We start from the raw sequence: 17,260 nt of genomic DNA, 5'->3' as shown, positions 1-17,260 counted from the left end.
TGGCGCCATGACCGAACCTGCCCTGCTGCGCGTCATCATCGGCCTCGTGCTGGTGGTGGCCGCCATCCTGGTTTCGGCGTGGCTGGCCAAGCGCGCCGGACTGATGCAACGCGGCGGCGGCAACCTGCTGCGCCAGGTCGCCAGCCTGCCGGTCGGTCCGCGCCAGAGCGTCGTCGTCGTTGAAATCGAAGACACCTGGCTGGTGGTGGGCGTTGGCCCGAACCAGCTCACTACCCTGCATACCCTGCCCGCCGGCCAGTTGCCGGAGGGTTCGCCTCTGCCCACGGCCGCCTTCGCGGCAAAGCTGGGCCAGGCCCTCAAGCGCCGCTAGGGCTTTTGCCGCGGCGCGATTCAAGCGATACCCATGAGTTTGCCCACCAGCACGACTTCCGCCCGCGCCGGCCACCGCGCGCTGCCCCTGCTGGCCGCCGCCGCGGTCCTGGGCCTGGCGTTCTTTCCGGCCGGCGTCGTGGCCCAGGCCACGCTGCCCGCGCTGACCGCCACGCCGGGCGCCGATGGCTCGCAGACGTATTCGCTCAGCATGCAGACCATGCTGCTGATGACGTCGCTGTCGTTCCTGCCGGCGGCGTTGCTGATGATGACCGGCTTCACCCGCATCATCATCGTGCTGGGGCTGCTGCGCAGCGCCATGGGCACGGCCATGTCGCCGCCCAACCACGTGCTGATCGGCCTGGCGTTGTTCCTGACCTTCTATACGATGTCCCCGGTGTTCGACAAGATCTACACCGACGCCTACAAGCCGCTGTCCGAGGGTTCCATCCAGTTCGAGGCCGCGGTGGAACGCGCCGCGGGTCCGCTGCGTACGTTCATGCTGCACCAGACGCGCGAAAACGACCTGGCGCTGTTCGCCAACCTGGCCAAGCAGCCCGCGCTGGAAGATCCGTCGCAGGTGCCCATGCGCATCCTGGTGCCCGCCTTCATCACCAGCGAACTGAAAACCGCGTTCCAGATCGGCTTCACGATCTTCATTCCGTTCCTGATCATCGACCTGGTCGTGGCCAGCGTGCTGATGGCGCTGGGCATGATGATGGTGCCGCCCGTCACGGTGGCGCTGCCCTTCAAGCTGATGCTGTTCGTGCTGGCTGACGGCTGGAACCTGCTCATGGGCTCGCTGGCCCAGAGCTTCTACCAATAACGCCTGGAGGAGAATCGCCATGACCGCCGAAACCGTCATGACCATGACCTACCAGGCGATGAAGATCGTCCTGGCGATGGCGGGTCCCCTCCTGCTCGTCACCTTGGTCGTCGGCCTTGTCATCAGCATTTTCCAGGCCGCCACGCAGATCAACGAAATGACGCTGTCCTTCATCCCGAAGCTGCTGGCCATGTGCGGCGTGCTCGTGCTGCTGGGCCCGTGGCTGATCGGCGTCATGGTCGACTTCATCCGGCAGCTCATCGGCCAGATTCCCATGCTGGTGTCCTGAGCGGCGCCCGCCGCCGGCCGCCCGATTTTCCCGCCATGATCTCCTTTACGCTCGAACAGCTCAACAGCTGGATCGGCCAGTTCCTCTGGCCGTTCGTGCGTATTCTGGCGCTGGTGGGAACCGCCCCGCTGTTCTCGGAATCGCTGATTCCCGTCAAGGTCAAGGTGGGCCTGTCGTTCGTTCTGGCCGTGGCCATCAGCCCGGCGCTGGACCCCATGCCGCCCGTCTCGCCCGGATCCTTCGCCGGCTTGTGGATGGTGATGCAGCAGGTGCTGATCGGCATCGCGATGGGCTTCACCATGCGCCTGGTGTTCGCGGCCGTGCAGACCGCCGGTGAATTCGTCGGCCTGCAAATGGGCCTGTCGTTCGCGTCCTTCTTCGATCCCAGCTCGGGCGCCAACACCGCGGTGCTGTCGCGCATGTTCAACATCGTCGCGATGCTGACGTTCCTGGCGCTCGACGGGCACCTGCTGGTCCTGGCCGCGCTGGTGCGGTCCTTCGACACCCTGCCCATCGCCATGATCCAGCTTCACCAGAACGGCTGGGGCACCGTGGTGGAATGGGGCAAGACCGTGTTCGTGTCCGGGCTGCTGCTGGCCCTGCCGTTGATCTGCGCCTTGCTGACCATCAACCTGGCCATGGGCATCCTGAACCGCGCGGCCCAGCAATTGTCCGTCTTCTCCGTGGGCTTTCCCGTCACGCTCATCATCGGCGTGACCGTGCTGGCGGTCGTGCTGCCGCATTCGGGCCCCTTCCTGGAATCGCTGTTCGAATCGGGCCTCTCGGCCATGAGCCGGGTGGTCGACGCGCTGGCGGGCCGTTAGAAGAAGCCAGCAGCCCGCCGGACCAGGATCCCGCACATACGAAAACGGCCGCAATCGCGGCCGTTTTCCATTGCCCGAGGAATACTCGCTGCTACGACTGCCCCACCACGCGGAACACGCGGATGGTTTCACGCAGCGAGCCCGACTGGTTGCCAAGCTGCGTCACCGCGCCGCCAAGTTCCTGCACCAGGGCCGTGTTCTGCACCGTCATCACGTCCATCTGGGACACGGCGGTATCCACCTGTTCGATGCCGGTGGACTGCTCCTGCGAGGCGCGCGAGATCTCGCCGATGATGTCGGTGACGCGATGCACCGCCGCCACGATCTCCTGCATGGTCGCGCCGGCCTGCTCCGCCTGCGCCGAACCTTCCGTGACGCGGTCCACCGAATCCTCGATCAGGCCCTTGACCTCCTTGGCGGCCTGCGCGCTCTTTTGCGCGAGGCTGCGCACCTCGCCCGCCACCACCGCGAAGCCCTTGCCGGACTCGCCTGCCCGCGCGGCCTCGACCGCGGCGTTGAGCGCCAGGATGTTGGTCTGGAAGGCAATGCCTTCGATGATGGTGACGATGTCGGCAATCTTGCGGGAGCTGTCCGAAATGCCGTGCATGGTATTGACGACCTGTCCCACGGCCACGCCGCCGCGACGGGCCACGTCCATGCTGCTGGCCGCCAGCTCGTTCGCCTGCCGGGCGTTGTCGGCGTTCTGGCGCACGGTAGAGGTCAGTTGCTGCATGCTGGCGGCGGTCTGCTGCAGCGAGGCCGCCTGTCCTTCCGTCCGCCCCGCCAGTTCCTGGTTGCCGCGCGCGATATGCACCGCGGCATGCGTGGTGCCTTCGATGCCGCGATAGACGTCCTGGGCAATGCCGATCAGGCTCTTGCGCATGACTTCCAACGAGAACTTCAGGCTGCCCACTTCGTCGTCCGATTCCGGCACGATCTGCGTGGTGAGGTTGCCGGCGGCGACCTGGCGCGCCATGTTCGCGGCGTCGAGCATCGGTTCCAGCAAGGACCGCGACAGGCTCCATCCCATCGCGAAGATGGCCACCACGCCCAGCGCGATGGCGCCGCAACCCACCGCGGCGCCCCACGTGCTCAGGCCGGACCAGTTGGCGTGCAGGCCGTAGGCTCCGGCTGCGGCGACGATACCGGCAGACACCATCGCATGGCGCAACATGCGGCTGCGCACGCCGCGCCGGAAAGGAAACGCCAGCACGTCCAGGCCGCGGCGCCAGCCAGCGCGCACCGGTCGGCCGCGCAGGATGCGCACGCCCTTGGCCGTGCCCTCCCGCATGCGCGCATAAAGCGCCTCGGCCATTTCGATCTGTTCTTCCGACGGCCGCACGCGCACCGACGAATAGGCCACGACTTCGCCGTTCTCGACGATCGGCGTGGCGTTGGCCAGCACCCAGTAATAGCCGCCGTCCTTGCGCCGGTTCTTGACCACGCCCAACCAGGATTCACCGGATTCCAGCGTCTCCCAAAGATCCGCGTAGGCTTCCGGCGGCATGTCGGGATGGCGGACGACGTTGTGCGGCTTGCCGATGAGTTCGTCGCGGGAGAAACCGCTGACTTCGACGAAAGCGGGGTTGGCGTAGACGATTCGACCCTTGCTGTCCGTGCGGGAGATCAGGTACTGATCCTCGCGCAGCTTGGTTTCCACATCAGTGATGGGTAGGTTGACGCGCACGATCTGTCTCCGATTACAACGTGTAGGACTGCAGAGGAACAACGGCGCACAAACCGGACCCGACGCCCCGCATCGACCCGCTCCCGCCCGTTTCGTCTGGCGCCCGCCACGCGCGGACCGCCATCGAACCCTGTGTTTTCCGCCCAAAAACGGGCGCTATTGTTATTAACGGTCACATTGCAGAAAACTTAACGTGCTTATGACCGATGCGCCATCCTTAATAACTGAATTGCATAAAGACCTGCGGCGCGCCTGCAGGCGTCCCATCGGCAAGTTCACGGCACGAAAAAAAGGCCGCGCCCGACCCCGCTTGTGCGGAATCGGGCGCGGCCCGGGGTCTTGATGATCAGTTCAGGGTCGGCGCAGAGTAGCCACCGAGCTGGTGCGCGGGCACTTCGATGACTTCGCCCGTGTTGATCTTGAACACCGCCACGGCTTCGGCCAGGCGCTGGGCCTGTTCCTGCAGCGAACCGGCCGCGGCCGCGGCCTCTTCAACCAACGCCGCGTTCTGCTGCGTCACTTCGTCCATCTGCGACACCGCGCGGTTCACCTGGTCGATGCCGCTGGACTGCTCTTCGGACGCCGCCGAGATCTCGCCCATGATGTCCGTCACGCGCTTCACCGACGCCACGATCTCCTGCATCGTCGAACCTGCGCGTTCCACCTGCTGCGAACCGGCGCCGACCTTGGTCACCGAGTCCTCGATCAGGCCCTTGATTTCCTTGGCCGCCTGGGCGCTGCGCTGCGCCAGCGAGCGCACTTCGCCCGCCACCACTGCAAAGCCCTTGCCCTGCTCGCCTGCGCGGGCGGCTTCCACCGCCGCGTTCAGCGCCAGGATGTTGGTCTGGAACGCAATGCCGTCAATAACGGACACGATCTCGGAGATCTTGCGCGAGCTGGCCGAAATGCCTTCCATGGTGTTCACCACTTCCGACACCGCCGAACCGCCGCGCTCCGCCACGTCCGATGCGCTGGCCGCAAGCTGATTGGCCTGGCGCGCATTGTCGGCGTTCTGCTTCACGGTGGACGCCAGTTCTTCCATCGAGGCCGCGGTTTCCTCAAGCGAGGCCGCCTGCTCTTCGGTGCGGCTGGACAGGTCCGTGTTGCCGGCGGAGATTTCGCTCGAACCCACCGTGATCTCGTCCACGCCCCGGCGCACGGTCGACACCGTGCGGGTCAGGCTTTCCTGCATGCGCTTGAGCGCCGCGAACAGCTGGCCGATTTCGTTGTGCGAACGCACTTCCACGCGGCTGGTCAGGTCGCCGGCGGCGATCTTGTCGAAGTGCTGCCCTGCCTCGACCAAGGGGCGCACCACCAAGCGGCCGAAAAGGATGCGGGCAAGCACCATCAGCAGCAGCGCCAGTCCGACCGCAATGCCCACGGCGATCATGGCCAGGTTGAAGTTCGCTTCGGCCTGATCGATCGTCTCTTGCTGCTGGTCGGCGATGTACTTGCCGAACTGGTTGATCGCCTCGATGAAGGCGGCGCTACGCGGCGTGCCGTATTCGTTGTTCACCATATAGAACGTCGAATAGTCTTCGCTGCGCAGGGCTTCCACCATCGTGTCCACGCCGTCGTCGATGTACGAGCGGTAGCGGCGCACGAGGTTCATCGACAGCTGGCGGCCAGTGTCGTCCTCGAGCATGTTCTTCTGGAAGTCGGCGAAGCGGCTGCGCACGCCGGTCAGCAGATCCGTCGCGCCCTTGAGCGCCGCGGCCGCGTCACGTGCCGAATTCTCGCCGCTGCCCCAGCCGGACTCCTGAAGGTGGCGCGCCGCGACCATCAGGCTTACGCGAGCGCGCAACATGTCGCTATTGATGATCTCGACCTGCTTGGCGCGCTCGGTGAGCGCATTGACCTCGCGGATCGATTCATAGTTGCTCTGCAGGAAGTAGGTGGCCAGGCCCCCCACCGCGGCGATCAGCAACGCGAAGAACGCCATCACCCACAGCAGCATCGTGCCAACGCGGGCATCACGCAGCCTCAGTTTGCGCTTGACCTTGGGTGCGCGCGCGGCTTTCTTCTTGCCGGCCTTGCCGGCTTTTGCACCGGATTCGAGACTCGCTTCCATTTATTTCCCCATCCCTCAGGAACTACTCTGACCAAATAAAAAACCACCCCTGGACACGCCCTGTTACACGGGGCCTACACGTCGGGGCGACGTACATTGCGGCTTGCGCCGCAATGTTCCTACTGAACTACAGGGCTATTTGCCCTGAGGCGCCAGACCGGCCGGTTCGCCCGGTCCAGGTATGTAGATGGTTTGCACCTCGGGTTCCGTCGTGGGTTGCGTCCACGCCTGATTCAGTTCAGGCGCGGGAGCAGGTCCCAGCAATTTCTGGCGTTCCCAAGGTTCCAGCAGAATATTGGTGCTGTCGACGAGCCGCATCAGCCGGCCATCCGGACCGAACTGCAGCAGGGCTTCCTTACGGCTGTACAGGCCGTCCGTGACAAAGGTGATCTTGAAGGACCAAAGCGCCAGCAAGGTGCCGTCGCTCTGTTTGAATCGTTGGGCCGGCGGGGCAGTCAGCGCCCGCGAGGCCTCTTCCAGGGTTGTCTGCCCGGGTGTCAGGGTCGACAGCTTGCTCGGGTCGAAATTGTGACCCGTCGCCGCGCAGCCAGCGAGAAAGGCCGCAATCGCGGCCGTCGCTAGAAGATGTAGATAACCTCGCATACCCTGCCCATTTGCCGGCGACGCCGGCGTCAGAAAGATTCCCAATCGTCGTCCGAAGGCGCCTGCCGGCGGCTGGCCGCCGGTGCGGGCTTCGATTGAGTCTGTGCCGCAGCCGCCGGACGCGGCGCCGGACGGCGCGGCGGACGCACCGTCGAGGCGCCCTCGGCCGGTTCCGCCTTGGCGCGCGGGGCGTGCGTCAGGCGCACCGCGGGCGCCGCCTTGGGCGCCGACGCCGCCGGCGCGGAAGCCGGCGCCGGAGCGGCCACACGAGCCGCCGGGCGATGCTGCTGCGCCAACTGGCGCGCCGGCACTTCGATGACTTCGCCTGCGTTGATCTTGAACACGGACACGGCTTCGGCCAGGCGCTGCGCCTGTTCCTGCAGCGAGCCGGCTGCGGCCGCGGCCTCTTCCACCAGCGCCGCGTTCTGCTGCGTCACTTCGTCCATCTGCGACACCGCGCGGTTCACCTGGTCGATGCCGCTGGACTGCTCTTCGGACGCCGCCGAGATCTCGCCCATGATGTCCGTCACGCGCTTCACCGACGCCACGATCTCCTGCATCGTCGAACCTGCGCGTTCCACCTGCTGCGAACCGGCGCCGACCTTGGTCACCGAGTCCTCGATCAGGCCCTTGATTTCCTTGGCCGCCTGGGCGCTGCGCTGCGCCAGCGAGCGCACTTCGCCCGCCACCACTGCAAAGCCCTTGCCCTGCTCGCCTGCGCGGGCGGCTTCCACCGCCGCGTTCAGCGCCAGGATGTTGGTCTGGAACGCAATGCCGTCGATGACCGACACGATTTCGGAAATCTTGCGCGAGCTGGCCGAGATTTCCTGCATCGTATTGACGACTTCCGACACCGCCGAACCGCCGCGCTCGGCCACGTCCGACGCGCTGGCCGCAAGCTGATTGGCCTGGCGGGCATTGTCGGCGTTCTGCTTCACGGTCGAGGCCAGTTGCTCCATCGACGCCGCGGTTTCCTCCAGCGAGGCTGCCTGCTCTTCGGTGCGGCTGGACAGGTCGGAGTTGCCCGAGGAGATCTCGCGCGAACCCACGTTGATCTCGTCCACGCCGCGGCGCACGGTGGCCACGGTGCGAGCCAGGCTTTCCTGCATGCGCTTGACTGCTGCCATCAGCACGCCGATTTCGTTGGTGGAGTTGACGTCCACGCGCACGGTCAGGTCGCCGCCGGCAATCTTGTCGAAGCTGTCGCTCACGGCGCGCAGCGGACGCAGGACGACGCGGTTCATGAACAGGAAGGCGCCCAGCGAAACCGCCAGGATCAGCACCGCAAGCGCGATGTAGACATAGGCTATCGTCGCCGCCTGGGCGCGCGACGACGACACCATTTCTTCGCTGTAGGAATTGATGTTGCCGGCGAATTCGCCAAGCTGCTTGAAGAACAGGCCGCTGGCGGCGCCCGCCTTCGTGTTCTTCAGCGACAGGTACGTAGCGGAATCGCCCTTGTCCAGGGCGTCCATCATGCTTTGCAAGGAACCGGCGAAGTCGTTGAACGCGGAAATCAGGGCGCCTCCCGAAGTCTTTCCGATCTCGGTGGACTTCGGAATGCCCTTGAAGGTTTCCATCTTCTTCTTGGCGTCCGCGACCAGCTGCTGCACGGTGCGCGAATTCTCGGCGGCGCCGTTGGTATCCCCCGCAGCGCGCTGGGCGGCGGCGATGTCCGCCCGGATGGTTGCGCGCAGCATCTGCGTATAGGCGTCCTTGATCAGATTGCTCTGCTGGACGCTGAGACTATCCAAAGCGTTGATCGCCCGGGCGTTGGACTGCATGCTGTTCCAGCCCAGGACGATGGCAACGAGCGCGGCCAGTGCTACTGCCAATTGGGCAAGCATCAAGCCGGTGCGCACCTTCAGATTGCTAAACATTTCCGTAGTTCCGGTAGTCGTCCCGGCGGCGCTCCTTGGCCGCCGGACCGTAAAAGGGGGGTTCCTCTACTGCCTGTTCAATGCGCTGGCGGATCGCTCCGTCAGAAAGACTCCCAATCGTCGTCCGAAGGCGGCGGGCGGCGGGTGGCCGCGGGCTTGGCCGCCGACGCGGCGTCCGACGGTTCGGCCGCGCGCGGGGCGGGCCGGCGCAGCGGGCGCGCGGCGGTGGCGCCGACCGGCTTGGGCCGGGCGACGTGGGCAATGCGGGGTGCGGCTGCTGCCTTCGGCGCCGGCTCGGCTTGCGCGGCCGGCTGGACGGCTTCTTCTTCCGCCCGAGGCGCCTGCGGGGCCGGCATGCGCGGCGCGCTGCGCTGTTGCGCCAATTGGCGCGCCGGCACTTCGATGACTTCGCCTGCGTTGATCTTGAACACGGACACGGCTTCGGCCAGGCGCTGCGCCTGTTCCTGCAGCGAGCCGGCTGCGGCCGCGGCCTCTTCCACCAGCGCCGCGTTCTGCTGCGTCACTTCGTCCATCTGCGACACCGCGCGGTTCACCTGGTCGATGCCGCTGGACTGCTCTTCGGACGCCGCCGAGATCTCGCCCATGATGTCCGTCACGCGCTTCACCGACGCCACGATCTCCTGCATCGTCGAACCTGCGCGTTCCACCTGCTGCGAACCGGCGCCGACCTTGGTCACCGAGTCCTCGATCAGGCCCTTGATTTCCTTGGCCGCCTGGGCGCTGCGCTGCGCCAGCGAGCGCACTTCGCCCGCCACCACTGCAAAGCCCTTGCCCTGCTCGCCTGCGCGGGCGGCTTCCACCGCCGCGTTCAGCGCCAGGATGTTGGTCTGGAACGCAATGCCGTCGATGACCGACACGATTTCGGAAATCTTGCGCGAGCTGGCCGAGATTTCCTGCATCGTATTGACGACTTCCGACACCGCCGAACCGCCGCGCTCGGCCACGTCCGACGCGCTGGCCGCAAGCTGGTTGGCCTGGCGTGCGTTGTCGGCGTTCTGCTTCACGGTCGAGGCCAGTTGCTCCATCGACGCGGCGGTTTCCTCCAGCGAGGCAGCCTGCTGCTCGGTACGGCTGGACAGGTCCGTATTGCCCGCGGAAATCTCACGCGAACCCAGGTTGATCTCTTCCACGCCGCGACGCACCGAAGCCACGGTGCGCGTCAGGCTTTCCTGCATGCGCTTGATCGCGCCGAACAGATGGCCGATTTCGTTCGTGCTGCGCACTTCGATGCGGCCGGTGAAATCGCCGGCGGAGATCTTTTCGAAATGGTCGCCCGCTTCGTGCAGCGGACGCAGCACGGTGCGGCTGATGAACAGCCAGCAGCCCACCGCCAGCACCAGGGCAATGGCCAGCAGCACGATCGTGACCGTGCGCGAGATGTTGTGGTCGGTCTCGGCCTGCACGACGAGCTCGTCGGTGCGGGTGTCGACGAACTGCAGCACGTTGTTGACGGCTTCGCGGAATGCGGTGTTGGCGGCGCTGCCGGCGTCGTTCAGGTCCAGGTAGTCCTGGATCGCCAGATTGGCCAGCGCGGCGGCCTGGCGCTTGTAGACGTCGTCGAACTGACGGTAGGCCGCTTCCATCTTCTGAACCAGCTCTTCGGAGCCAGCCATGCGGGGCGCCTTGCGGAATGCGTCCAGCGACTTGCTGCCTTCCAGCATCAGGGCGTCGGCGCGCTTGGCCTGCGAGTTGGATTGCTCGGTCTTGCCTTGCTGCATGTCCATCAGCGAGGTCGCAAGCAGCAGCCGTCCGCGCAGGTAGGCGTTGTACGCGCGATGCAGTTGCGTAGCCTGGTTGGAGTAGGCGGCGTTGACGCGTTCCAGCTTGTCGTTGCTGGAGTTCAAACCCATCCACGCCACCCCGTTCGAAATGAACATGGCGCCAGTGAAGAGCAACAGCACCAGAATGATACAGGTGCGAACTTTCAAATTACCGAGCATGAAATATCCGAGCGTTAAGCAACGAAAAACGACACTAACTACCCAACACGCACTACGGACGCCCTGGCCTTTGGCCAGCAGCGTCCGAGTCGTGCGCCACGCGCGGCGCCCTCATGGGCGCAGCGCTGGAACCTGCCGCATTACTTGCGGCTGAACAGGCTGGACCCCTGGATGGTCATGAAAGCCGCCGAAGCTGCCTGCAGCGCCACCTGGCGCAGCGCAAGCTGGCTCGCGGCGGAGTAGTAATCCAAATCCTCCAAATCAGACAGGGACTTGGAATACGACAAGCCCTTCTGAGTGCCAGTTGCGTCGAGCGCATCCAGCTCGTTCATGCGAGCGCCCACCGATGCCGTCACGGTCAAGACGTTGTCGTACGTATTCGACATCTTCTTGTTTGCCGTCGCCAGGGCATTATTCAAGCGAGCCGTCGCTACAGGATCCCCGCTGCTGGGCGCATCCAAAGTGGATATCAGATCGTCCAGCGTGGCGAAAATGTCCATATCGGTGGACTGCACGCTTTCAACGTCAACGACGTCGCCAGCCTTGGGGTCGCCGGAGACCGCCACAGAGACACCGCCGAAATCAATTACCGACCCGGATACGTAGGGCGTCGCAGGCTGGGATAGTGGATCCGGTACGGTGACGGGATTGTTTCCAGTGGCGTCGGTCGTCGTCACCCGATACCCTATAGCTCCCGTCGCGTCGGCCTCAAAAGTGACCGAAAAATTCATGCCGAGATTGGGGCTACCCGGGGTTACCGACACCGCGCCAAACTGCGCAGTTCCCCCGTTGCCGATCGGTGTAGAAGCTACGTAGCCCTGGGAGCCAGGATTCGCACGACCAAATATGTCGACTCCGAGATCGCTGGATGAAAGCTGGCGACTCTGGTCGACTTGTATGGTGCGTTCGCCCACCGAGCCACTGTATTGAATCTTCCCGGCCGCGTCCTTCGTATAGGGCATGACATTGCCGTCATTGCCGGAGAACAAATACTGGCCGTTCCCGTCAGTCGAATTCGCTAGCCCAAGCAGTGCTTCACGCGTGCTTTTGAGCGCGGTAGACAGCGTCTGGCGGTCCGAATCAGATAACACGCCGCCCGCCTGAATGACCCGGGTGCGGGCCTCCTGCAGCGCATTCTTGACAGCGTCAAGAGCATTACTTTCCTGGCCCAAATTGGTGTTTGCCGTATGGCGGTTCATCGCATACGTCGAATTGATGCTCTGCGTTTGCGCAACCCCGATTGACAGCGCTGCACCCAGAGGATCATCCGAAGGGCTCAGGAATTTGCGTCCGCTACCGACCTGTTCGACCAGGCGATTCATATCGGATTCCTGAGCAAGCACTCCGCTCAGGCCGTTCGTGTACATCATCGTGGTGCTCAAACGCATGGCACAGCTCCGAAAATCTTCTTAGTATTCACAGCTCAACGATCCGATCAGCCGCGCAGGCCGAGCAGTGTGTCGAAAATGGTGCTGGCCACATCAATGATGCGGGCGCTGGCCTGGTACTGTTCCTGGTACAGCGACAGGCTTACGTATTCTTCGTTGAGGTTGACCCCAGATACCGCTTGCTGGGCAGCGGTGGTCTGCTTGATAAGGTTGACCTGCGCGGTCGCAGCCGTCTTGACCTGTTGGGTCTCGACGCCCACCGTGTTCACCACCCGTGCGAACATATCCGTGACACTCATAGTGCCGTGGCCTAGGACCTTGGCGGTTTGCAGCTGCGCCAGCTTCAGGGCGTTCTTGCCGTTGGCGTCGCCGCCTTCGGCGTCGGCCGCGGCAACCTTTTCAGGATCGGTAATTGCGACGTTGATGTCCCGGGCGGCGTCGCGTGTGGGCGATAGCGACCACTTGTCACCGGCCTGCGGGGGCGCATTGATCGTCAGCGTCACGCCCATTTCACTATCGAGGTTCAGCGTAGCAGTGGGCGGAGTGCCCGTGGCCGGGCCGTTGTACACCCGTGAGCCTTCCGGCATGCGCACGACCTGATAATTGGTGCCGTCGAACGAGATCTCGTAGTCCTTGGCGTTGATGTTCGCCGGGTTGGTGAACTCACCAGTGATCTGCGCGTTGCTCTTATTCTGCGTGTTCGGGACGGCTTCCGGCGAGCCGATGCTGAAAAAGTCGGTGCCGTCATTGCCGTTCTGGTCCACGCCTTCCTTGTGCTGCTTGTTGAACGACAGCGCCAGGCCGACGGCCATCTGGCCCAGCTGGTTCTGCATGACGTCCAGGGACGACGCGCGGAACTGCAGCAGGCCGCCCAGCTTGCCGCCGGTGATCTCCGAGTCGCTCATTTCGACCGCGATGGTCTTGCCCGTGCCGGCCGGCAGCGTGTAGGCCAGGACGGTGCGACCGGCGTCGGACGCCGACGCCACGGCTTGCAACGGATAGATGGTGTTGCCCGACAGCAGCGACTGGCCGCCCTTCGTGAGCGAAATGCTGATCTTGTCGCCCTGCTCGTAGGTCGTGATGCCGATGAGCTGGTTCAGCTCCATGACGGCCTGGTCGCGCTGGTCGAGCAGATCGTTCGGGGGGCTGCCGCCCGCCTTGCCGGCCGCCAGCGAAATCTGCTGGTTCAGGTCGTCGATGCGGGTCAGGTAGCTGTTGACCTGGTCCACCGTGGTGCTGATCTGCGTGTTCAGGCCTTCACGCTGGTTCTGCATTTCCTGGTAGGCCGAACGGATCTGCGTCGTCAAGCTGTTCGCCTGGCCGATCAGGTCGGCACGCGCGGCGGGATCGGCCGGCTTGCTGGCCACCGTGTTCATGCTGGTGAAGAAATTGGTCAGGCCCGGCGCGATGCCGACAGTGCGGTCGGAAAACAGGTTGTTGATCTGCGAGACCTGGTCCAGCTGGGCCTGCAACTGCGCCCCGCTGCCCTGCGCGCCGACCAGCTGCTTGTACAGGAAGCTGTCGTAGCTGCGCACGACGGTGTCCACCTGGACGCCGCGGCCAATGTAGCCGTTCGAGGTTGCCTGGGCGCCCGCGGTCGAAACCATCACGCGTTGGCGGTTGAAGCCGACCGTCGTGGCATTGTTGATGTTGTGGCCGGTGGTCGCCAGACCAGCCTGCGCCGCGTTCAACCCACCCAATGCCGTTTTATACAAATTCATGCTGACAATGCCCCGTATGTAACCGCAGCTGTTATCTCTGGATACCCCGTTTACGGCAGGAGCTCACCCAAATTTAGAGTCCTTCCAGCATCTGGCGCGAATTTTCCACGCTGGTGGCCGCGCCCCGAAGCTGGCCCATGATGCCGATCAGTTTTTGCGCATACCGCGGGTCGGTCGCATAGCCGGCGTCCTGGATACGACGAGCCGCCTCGATCTCGTTTCGGGCGGTGGTCACGCCTTCGTAGCGCGGGCTGTTGCCGATCAGGCGGGCGTAGTCCGCGAACGATTCCTCGTACGACGCATAGGCACGGAAAGGCTGCGTCACCTTCTTGGCGACGCCATCCTCGTATTCGGTGGTCAGCACGTTGACGACCTTGCCCTTCCAGCTGGAGCCCGCCTTGATGCCGAACAGGTTGTAGCTGGTGCTGCCGTCCTCGTGCTTGATTTCGCGCCGGCCCCAACCGGACTCCAGCGCCGCCTGACCCATGATCAGGCGAGCCGGCACGCCGCTTTGCTGCGAGGCCAGGTTGGCCGCCCGCGCCATCTTCGACACGAAGTCGACGACGTGTTCGGGCGCACCCTCGGCCGCGGCAAGCGCGCGGTCGGCGGGACGGTTGTTGCGCATGACGTTCAGCAGCGCGGAAACCTCGCGCGATCCGCCCGTGCGGAAGTCCAGGTCGCCGCCCTGCCCGATGCTCTTGATCGCGTCATCCGACATCTCGCCGGGCTTGCCCTGCTGCATCTGGGCAAGAATGGCCTGCGACAGCCCGATCCCGGGAGAAGCCAGGTGCAGCGCCAGTTGCTCGTCCGCCATGGACTGCAGCATCTGCGTCTGCTGGGAGTCAAAGAGGCCTTCCTTGGGCGTGGCCTCGCGCATGCGCTTGACCATCATCTGCAGGAACAGCGCCTCGAACTGCTTGGCCACCTGCTTTTGCTGATCGGTGCCCGCGGGATCCTTCTTGACGTCGCGCTTCAGGTCCGACAGGCGGCCCATGTCGAAGACCGAATCCTGCCGGGCGCCGCCGCGGGCCGCATCGTTGGTGTAAGCCATGGCCGTCAGATGATTTCCAGTTCGGCGCGCAAGGCGCCCGCGGTCTTCATCGCCTGCAGGATCGCCAGCAGGTCCTGAGGCGTGGCGCCCAGGGCATTCAGGCCCTTGACCACGTCAGCCAGGTTGGCGCTGGTGTTCACGCGCTGCAGCGAGCCATTGTCCTGGCGCACTTCGATCTGCGTATTGGGGACCACCACGGTCTGCCCTTGCGTGAAGGGAGTATCCGGCTGGAAGACCTCGTTCTGGCGATTGATGATGACGGACAGGTTGCCGTGCGCGACCGCGGCTTCCTCGATCATGACCGTGCGGTTCATGACGACGGAACCCGTGCGGGCGTTGATGATGACCTTGGCGACGGTGGGCGCGCGCGCGACCTGCAGATCTTCGACCTGCGACATGAAACGCGCCTGCGAGGCCAGCTCCATCGGCGTGCGCACCTGGATCACACGGCCGTCCAGCGCCGTGGCGGTGCCCTGGCCGAACTTGCGGTTCAGGGCCGTGGCGACGTTCTGGGCCGTGCCGAAGTCGGTGTTGTTCAGTTCGACATGGATGTAGCCGTCGCGCGAGAACGTGGTCGGCACGCCGCGCTCGACGATGGCGCCCGCGCTGATGCGGCCGCCGTTCAACTGGTTGATCTGGACGCTGGAACCGCCGGACGAGGCGCCTGCCCCGCCCACCAGGATGTTGCCCTGGGCAATGGCGTAGACCTGGCTGTCGGCGCCCTTGAGCGGCGTCATCAGCAGCGTGCCGCCGCGCAGGCTCTTGGCGTTGCCCATGGAAGACACCACGACGTCCAGCGTCTGTCCGGGGCGGGCGAACGCCGGCAAGGTGGTCGTCACCATGACGGCCGCCACGTTCTTCAGCTGCATGTTGCTGCCGGACGGCACGGTGATGCCAAGCTGCGACAGCATGTTGGTCAGGCTTTGCTGCGTGAACGGCGTCTGGCGCACCTGGTCGCCGCTGCCGTCCAGGCCCACGACGAGGCCATAGCCGATCAGCTGATTGCCGCGGACGCCCTGGATGCTGGCCAGATCCTTGAGCCGTTCGGCGTGCGCCGCGCCAGCGCCAGCCGCCAGTCCGACGCAGACGCAAACCCGCGCCAACAAAGAGAGCAAGGCGGATATCGGAGTCGGTTGTTTCATGATTTAGAACGGCGAAGCGATCAGGAAAAAGCGTTGCAGCCAGCCCATGGTCTGGACTTCGTCCATGACGCCCTTGCTGCGGTATTCGATGCGGGCGTCGGCCACCTGGGTGGACGACACGGTGTTCGTGCCCGTGATGGAGCGCGGATCCACCACACCCGCGAAGCGGACGAATTCGCTGCCGCGGTTGATGGCGATCTGCTTTTCGCCGGCGACCTGCAGGTTGCCGTTGGACATCACGCCCACGACGGTCGTTGTGATCGTGCCGGTAAAGGCGTTGTTGGCCGAGCTGTCGCCCTTGCCCTGCGACACGTTGCCGCCCTTGGCGTCGGTGTTCAGGTTGGCGTTCGCCCAGCCGTCCATGAAGGACGGCGCAGCGGCGATCCCCAGGGTGGTGGAGCCGCTGCGGTTGGTGTTCGTCGCGACGTTCTTCGAGGCATTCGTGCGCTCGTTCAGCACGATGGTGACGATGTCGCCCACATTGCGCGGACGACGGTCTTCGAACAGGGGATAGTTGCCGTAAGTCGTGGGCTGGTAGATGGAGCCCGTGGGCTGCGCCATGGGCATGGGCGGCGGCGGAGGCGCCGCCGTCGTCGGCCCGGTCACGATGGGCTCGGGCGGAATCATGGCGCAGCCGGCCGCCAGCAGAGCCAGGGCCGCAGCAAATACCAGGCGCAGGACAGACATGGGCATCACAGTTGGGTCAGGCGGGCCAGCATTTCGTCCGACGTCTTGACGGCCTTGCTGTTCATTTCGTAGGCGCGCTGGGTCGTGATCATGTTGACCAGTTCTTCAGCGACGTTGACGTTGGACGTTTCGACGTAGTTTTGCAGGATCGAGCCGGCGCCGTCCACACCCGGCTGCAGCAGGTTCGCCGGGCCGGAGGCGTCGGTTTCCAGGTACAGGTTTTCGCCGATGCTCTGCAGGCCGGTCGGGTTGATGAAGGTGGCGATCTGGAGCTGGCCGATCTGCACGTTGATGCCGGCGGCGCCAGGCTGCGTCACCGAGACCATGCCGTCCTTGCCGATCGTCAGCGACAAGGCATTGTCCGGCACGTTGATCGGGGGCTGGATGACATAGCCGCTGACGGTCACGAGCTGACCGTTCTGGTCGCGCTGCAGCGCGCCGTCGCGGGTGTAGGCCTGCGTGCCGTCGGGCAGTTCGATCTGCAGGAAGCCGCGGCCGTCGATGGCGATGTCCATTTCGCCGCCGGTGTTGTTCAGGTTGCCGGACGAGTGGATGCGCTCGGTGGCCGCCACGCGCGCACCGGTGCCCAGCTGCAGGCCGGACGGCAGTTGCGTGGCGTCGCCCACCTGGGCGCCGGGCTGGCGCAGGGTCTGGTACATCAGGTCCTGGAACACGGCGCGGCCGCGCTTGAACCCGTTGGTGGAGACGTTGGCCAAGTTGTTGGAAATCACGTCCATGGAGGTCTGCTGACCTTCCAGGCCCGTCTTGGCGATCCACAACGAACGCATCATGATGAAGTA

General features: G+C 64.7%; 15 protein-coding genes. 4 read left to right on the top strand and 11 right to left on the bottom strand.

Features of this window, described 5'->3' with window-relative positions:
• Nucleotides 1-7: 7 nt before the first annotated feature.
• The 4 genes from fliO to fliR are packed head-to-tail and all read left to right on the top strand — an operon-like array spanning nucleotide 8 to nucleotide 2,269.
• Nucleotides 8-331 carry a flagellar biosynthetic protein FliO gene (gene fliO, locus RT614_RS02230; RefSeq protein WP_313619967.1) on the top strand — a complete coding sequence of 108 codons (324 nt, stop codon included), beginning with the start codon at nucleotides 8-10 and terminating at the stop codon, nucleotides 329-331.
• 33 nt (nucleotides 332-364) lie between these two features.
• Nucleotides 365-1,156 (top strand): flagellar type III secretion system pore protein FliP, encoded by a 792-nt coding sequence (gene fliP, locus RT614_RS02225; RefSeq protein ID WP_313619966.1) that lies wholly within the window; start codon nucleotides 365-367, stop codon nucleotides 1,154-1,156.
• A 19-nt stretch (nucleotides 1,157-1,175) separates the two neighbouring features.
• Complete coding sequence (fliQ, locus tag RT614_RS02220; protein ID WP_313619965.1) at nucleotides 1,176-1,445, top strand: flagellar biosynthesis protein FliQ; 270 nt, start codon at nucleotides 1,176-1,178, stop codon at nucleotides 1,443-1,445.
• Nucleotides 1,446-1,480: 35 nt separating this feature from the next.
• Nucleotides 1,481-2,269 (top strand): flagellar biosynthetic protein FliR, encoded by a 789-nt coding sequence (gene fliR, locus RT614_RS02215; protein ID WP_313619963.1) that lies wholly within the window; start codon nucleotides 1,481-1,483, stop codon nucleotides 2,267-2,269.
• A gap of 91 nt (nucleotides 2,270-2,360) precedes the next feature.
• On the opposite strand, the gene RT614_RS02210 is transcribed toward fliR, so the two are convergent.
• From RT614_RS02210 to flgG, 11 genes are all read right to left on the bottom strand, one after another.
• Nucleotides 2,361-3,956: a methyl-accepting chemotaxis protein gene (locus RT614_RS02210; RefSeq protein WP_313619962.1), complete on the bottom strand. Its 1,596-nt coding sequence runs from the start codon at nucleotides 3,954-3,956 to the stop codon at nucleotides 2,361-2,363.
• Nucleotides 3,957-4,302: 346 nt separating this feature from the next.
• Nucleotides 4,303-6,027 carry a methyl-accepting chemotaxis protein gene (locus RT614_RS02205; RefSeq protein WP_313619961.1) on the bottom strand — a complete coding sequence of 575 codons (1,725 nt, stop codon included), beginning with the start codon at nucleotides 6,025-6,027 and terminating at the stop codon, nucleotides 4,303-4,305.
• Nucleotides 6,028-6,162: 135 nt separating this feature from the next.
• The gene (locus tag RT614_RS02200) at nucleotides 6,163-6,630 is read right to left on the bottom strand and encodes a hypothetical protein (protein ID WP_313620639.1); all 468 of its coding nucleotides are present in this window, start codon (nucleotides 6,628-6,630) and stop codon (nucleotides 6,163-6,165) included.
• 29 nt (nucleotides 6,631-6,659) lie between these two features.
• Nucleotides 6,660-8,510 carry a methyl-accepting chemotaxis protein gene (locus RT614_RS02195; protein ID WP_313619960.1) on the bottom strand — a complete coding sequence of 617 codons (1,851 nt, stop codon included), beginning with the start codon at nucleotides 8,508-8,510 and terminating at the stop codon, nucleotides 6,660-6,662.
• Nucleotides 8,511-8,611: 101 nt separating this feature from the next.
• Nucleotides 8,612-10,471, bottom strand: coding sequence for a methyl-accepting chemotaxis protein (locus RT614_RS02190; protein WP_313619958.1), 1,860 nt, complete (start codon nucleotides 10,469-10,471; stop codon nucleotides 8,612-8,614).
• A gap of 140 nt (nucleotides 10,472-10,611) precedes the next feature.
• The gene (flgL, locus tag RT614_RS02185) at nucleotides 10,612-11,859 is read right to left on the bottom strand and encodes a flagellar hook-associated protein FlgL (RefSeq protein ID WP_313619957.1); all 1,248 of its coding nucleotides are present in this window, start codon (nucleotides 11,857-11,859) and stop codon (nucleotides 10,612-10,614) included.
• A 47-nt stretch (nucleotides 11,860-11,906) separates the two neighbouring features.
• A complete protein-coding gene (gene flgK / locus RT614_RS02180; protein WP_313619956.1) occupies nucleotides 11,907-13,580 on the bottom strand; it encodes a flagellar hook-associated protein FlgK in 1,674 nt (557 codons plus the stop codon).
• A 73-nt stretch (nucleotides 13,581-13,653) separates the two neighbouring features.
• On the bottom strand, nucleotides 13,654-14,631 hold the full coding sequence (gene flgJ, locus RT614_RS02175) for a flagellar assembly peptidoglycan hydrolase FlgJ (RefSeq protein WP_313619955.1): 978 nt from the start codon (nucleotides 14,629-14,631) through the stop codon (nucleotides 13,654-13,656).
• A gap of 5 nt (nucleotides 14,632-14,636) precedes the next feature.
• Nucleotides 14,637-15,773, bottom strand: a complete 1,137-nt coding sequence (locus tag RT614_RS02170; RefSeq protein ID WP_313619954.1) for a flagellar basal body P-ring protein FlgI — start codon at nucleotides 15,771-15,773, stop codon at nucleotides 14,637-14,639.
• Nucleotides 15,774-15,776: 3 nt separating this feature from the next.
• Nucleotides 15,777-16,466 carry a flagellar basal body L-ring protein FlgH gene (locus RT614_RS02165; RefSeq protein WP_313619953.1) on the bottom strand — a complete coding sequence of 230 codons (690 nt, stop codon included), beginning with the start codon at nucleotides 16,464-16,466 and terminating at the stop codon, nucleotides 15,777-15,779.
• Entirely contained in the window at nucleotides 16,466-17,251 is a 786-nt protein-coding gene (gene flgG, locus RT614_RS02160; protein WP_313619952.1) for a flagellar basal-body rod protein FlgG, read from the bottom strand. The genes RT614_RS02165 and flgG overlap by 1 nt, the downstream gene beginning before the upstream one ends.
• Between the last annotated feature and the right edge of the window lie 9 nt (nucleotides 17,252-17,260).

Origin of the sequence: Achromobacter sp., from assembly GCF_032102605.1 — a bacterium.
Classification (GTDB): domain Bacteria; phylum Pseudomonadota; class Gammaproteobacteria; order Burkholderiales; family Burkholderiaceae_B; genus Achromobacter.
The sequence above is the reverse complement of the archived record's forward strand: the minus strand, read 5'-3'. Positions and strand labels throughout refer to the sequence as shown.

Coding starts and splice junctions, on each gene's coding strand:
- fliR (WP_313619963.1), top strand. CDS start 1,481: ATGATCTCCTTTACGCTCGAACAGCTCAACAGCTGGATCGGCCAGTTC.
- RT614_RS02170 (WP_313619954.1), bottom strand. CDS start 15,773: ATGAAACAACCGACTCCGATATCCGCCTTGCTCTCTTTGTTGGCGCGG.
- flgG (WP_313619952.1), bottom strand. CDS start 17,251: ATGATGCGTTCGTTGTGGATCGCCAAGACGGGCCTGGAAGGTCAGCAG.
- fliP (WP_313619966.1), top strand. CDS start 365: ATGAGTTTGCCCACCAGCACGACTTCCGCCCGCGCCGGCCACCGCGCG.
- fliQ (WP_313619965.1), top strand. CDS start 1,176: ATGACCGCCGAAACCGTCATGACCATGACCTACCAGGCGATGAAGATC.
- RT614_RS02195 (WP_313619960.1), bottom strand. CDS start 8,510: ATGTTTAGCAATCTGAAGGTGCGCACCGGCTTGATGCTTGCCCAATTG.
- RT614_RS02165 (WP_313619953.1), bottom strand. CDS start 16,466: ATGCCCATGTCTGTCCTGCGCCTGGTATTTGCTGCGGCCCTGGCTCTG.
- RT614_RS02190 (WP_313619958.1), bottom strand. CDS start 10,471: ATGCTCGGTAATTTGAAAGTTCGCACCTGTATCATTCTGGTGCTGTTG.
- RT614_RS02200 (WP_313620639.1), bottom strand. CDS start 6,630: ATGCGAGGTTATCTACATCTTCTAGCGACGGCCGCGATTGCGGCCTTT.
- flgJ (WP_313619955.1), bottom strand. CDS start 14,631: ATGGCTTACACCAACGATGCGGCCCGCGGCGGCGCCCGGCAGGATTCG.
- flgK (WP_313619956.1), bottom strand. CDS start 13,580: ATGAATTTGTATAAAACGGCATTGGGTGGGTTGAACGCGGCGCAGGCT.
- RT614_RS02205 (WP_313619961.1), bottom strand. CDS start 6,027: ATGGAAGCGAGTCTCGAATCCGGTGCAAAAGCCGGCAAGGCCGGCAAG.
- fliO (WP_313619967.1), top strand. CDS start 8: ATGACCGAACCTGCCCTGCTGCGCGTCATCATCGGCCTCGTGCTGGTG.
- flgL (WP_313619957.1), bottom strand. CDS start 11,859: ATGCGTTTGAGCACCACGATGATGTACACGAACGGCCTGAGCGGAGTG.